The 2,976-nt window shown below is 71.1% G+C and carries 2 protein-coding genes and 1 tRNA gene; 2 read left to right on the top strand and 1 reads right to left on the bottom strand.

Features of this window, described 5'->3' with window-relative positions:
* A partial coding sequence (locus tag VFO68_RS02775; RefSeq protein ID WP_325156531.1) for a HAMP domain-containing protein occupies positions 1-1,096 on the bottom strand: 1,096 nt, incomplete at its 3' end.
* 126 nt (positions 1,097-1,222) lie between these two features.
* Between VFO68_RS02775 and VFO68_RS02770 the strand changes: the two genes are divergently transcribed.
* Positions 1,223-2,530 carry a PP2C family protein-serine/threonine phosphatase gene (locus VFO68_RS02770; protein WP_325156530.1) on the top strand — a complete coding sequence of 436 codons (1,308 nt, stop codon included), beginning with the start codon at positions 1,223-1,225 and terminating at the stop codon, positions 2,528-2,530.
* A gap of 36 nt (positions 2,531-2,566) precedes the next feature.
* A tRNA-Arg gene (locus VFO68_RS02765) sits at positions 2,567-2,638 on the top strand.
* Positions 2,639-2,976: the final 338 nt, after the last annotated feature.

The following is a 2,976-nucleotide window of genomic DNA, read 5'->3' as shown; positions in this document are numbered from 1 at the left end:
AGTTGACCGAGTCGGTGAGGTCGCGCCAGGTGCCGGCCACCCCGGGGACCTTGGCCTGACCGCCCAACCGGCCGTCGCTGCCGAACTCGCGGGCCACCCGGGTGACCTCGTCGGCGAACGCGGAGAGCTGGTCCACCATGGTGTTCAGAGTGTTCTTCAGCTCGAGGATCTCGCCCTTGACGTCGACGGTGATCTTGCGGGTCAGGTCGCCGTTGGCCACCGCCGTTGCCACCTCGGCGATGTTGCGCACCTGGGTGGTCAGGTTGTTGGCCATGAAGTTGACCGAGTCGGTGAGGTCGCGCCAGGTGCCGGCCACCCCGGGGACCTTGGCCTGACCGCCCAGCCGGCCGTCGCTGCCGACCTCGCGGGCCACGCGGGTGACCTCGTCGGCGAACGCGGAGAGCTGGTCCACCATGGTGTTGATGGTGTTCTTCAGCGCCAGCATCTCGCCGGAGACCTCGACGGTGATCTTGCGGGTCAGATCGCCGAGGGCCACCGCGGTGGTCACCTCGGCGATGTTGCGCACCTGGCCGGTGAGGTTCTTCGCCATGAAGTTGACCGAGTCGGTGAGGTCGCGCCAGGTGCCGGCCACCCCGGGCACCTCGGCCTGGCCACCCAGCCGGCCCTCGGTGCCGATCTCCCGGGCCACCCGGGTCACCTCGGTGGCGAACAGCGACAGCTGCTCGAGCAGGCCGTTGACCGTCCGGCCCAGCTCGTCGAAGCGACCCTGTAACGGCCGGTCGTCCAGCAGCAGCGCCATCCGCTGGGACAGGTCGCCCCTGGCCACGGCGGCGAGCACCCGGTTGAGCTCCACGGTCGGCCGGGTCAGGTCCTCGATCAACCCGTTGACGGCGTCGGTGGCCTCGGCGTAGCCGCCGCGGTGCTGGGGGGTGAGCCGGTCGCCGAGCTGGCCGTCCCGGCCGACCGTGCCGCGGATCCGGGTGAGCTCGGTGACCAGCCGCTCGTTGCGCTCGGCGATCTCGTTGAACACCCGCGCCAGCTCGGGCGACACCGCCGCGTCCTCCGGCGCGATCCGGTAGCCGAAGTTTCCGTCGCGCAGACTCCGGAGGGCGGTCAGCAACGCATCGGGTCCCACGGTGCCCTCCCGGTTCAACCGATCTCGGGCTTCAAGCCTCCCACGCTTGGTGGCGGTCGGCACAAACTCGGTTAGGCTACGTTGACCGGGCCCTGCGACGGTCAGGAGGATTGCAGATGAGGTGGCGTGCATAGGGCGAAGCCGGCCTCACCGGCTGCCGACGATCTGGGCGTCGGTATCGCTCCGCCGTCCTTCTCGCCGGGCGATTCGATCTTTCTCGCCGATGTCGGTGGCAGGCTGGTGGGCGCCACCGATCTGGACGCCGCGGCCACGCTGATCGTGGAGTTGGCGGTTCCGGTGCTGGCCGACTGCGCCGTGCTGGTGCTGCCGGACGCGCGCGGACGGCTGGACTGGTGGCGCTGGTCGTTGCGGGGGCGGTGCACCCGGGGCCGGATCCGCCGGCCGGCGGTCGAGTCGGCGCCGGCGCTGACCGCTGCGCTGGACGGGCTCAAGCAGGCGGGTCTGCTGTCCCACAACGAGATCGCCGGGCTGCCGCGGGCCTTCGCCGAGCCGCTGACGCGGTACTCCGAGGTGGCGGCCCTGTCTCTGCCGCCGGCGCCCGGGTCGGCGCCTCCCGGCATTCTGCTGCTCGGCAGGCGGCAGGAGACCTATGCCGACGTCGAGAGCGGGCTGATGGCCGAGTTCGCCGACCGGGTGAGCCGGACGGTGCAGGCCACCGGCCAGTTCGAGCGCAACCGGGCGGCCACGGTTGCGCTGCAGAGCACCCTGCACCCGCCCACGCTGCCGGTGCTGCCGGGAATCCGCCTGTCCGCCGTCTACCGCCCGTCCGCCGGACCGGTCGACGTCGGCGGCGACTTCTACGACCTGTTCGTGCAACCCGATGGGAGCACCCTGTTCACGCTGGGCGACGTCTGCGGCAACGGCCCCGAAGCGGCCGCCCTGTCCGGCCGCGTCCGCCACGCCCTGGCCGCACTGCGCCTGGTCGAGTCCGACCCGGCGCGGCTGCTCCACCTGCTCAACCAGGCCCTCCTCGGCGTCAGCGGCAGCAAGTTCGCGACCGCCGTCCTGGGTTGCATCACCCGCCGCAGCGGCGGCGCCCTGCACGTGCGGCTGAGCTCCGGCGGCCACCCGTCGCCGCTGGTGCTGCGCCACGACGGCACCGTGGAGGTCGTCGCCATCCCCGGAATGCTCGTCGGCATCATGCCCCAGGCCCAGTTCGGCGAGAACGTGCTGGAGTTGGCCCCCCACGACACCCTCGTCCTCTACACCGACGGCATCACCGAAGCCCGCGCCGGTGCGGCCGGAGATGAGCTCTTCGGCTCCGAACGCCTCCGCGAAACCCTGGCAAACTGCCAGGGCCTTCCCGCCGACCAGGTAACGACCCACCTGGACCAAACTGTGCAAGCATGGTCAGGCGGCTCCGCCCGCGACGACATCGCCGTACTCGCCATCCAGAGTGCCCCCACCCAGTAACCCCCCACCCATACGCTAAGCTTCCCCCCGCACAGGGCCCCCGTAGCTCAGGGGATAGAGCACCGCCCTCCGGAGGCGGGAGCGCAGGTTCGAATCCTGCCGGGGGCACTCACAGCATCCGCATAAGCAGCGCCTGCCTGAGCAGGCGTTCCTTGTGCGTCGATCATGGTGTTGGTGATCCTTTCTGCCGCGTGGGCGATGGTGGGTATCTGGTCGGCGGGCAGCCGGATACTGATCGTGACGTCGTCGCTGTCCGGGTGGAGCCGGACTTCCAGTTTGGTGGTCTCGAAGAGCCCCCGGAGCAGCGGTTCCGGGGCGTCGGCGAGGTTGAGCGTGAGGTAGGGCAGGGCGTCGAGCAGCCCGGCGTCGGCGGCGGTCGGTCGGACCGGCTGCGCCAGCTCGGCGGCGTCCAGTTCGGCGATGGCGGCGAGGGTGGCGCGTCGTTC

The organism is Actinophytocola sp., from assembly GCF_035712165.1.
Classification (GTDB): Bacteria; Actinomycetota; Actinomycetes; order Mycobacteriales; family Pseudonocardiaceae; genus DASYTH01.
This window is presented reverse-complemented; position numbering and strand designations above follow the sequence as displayed.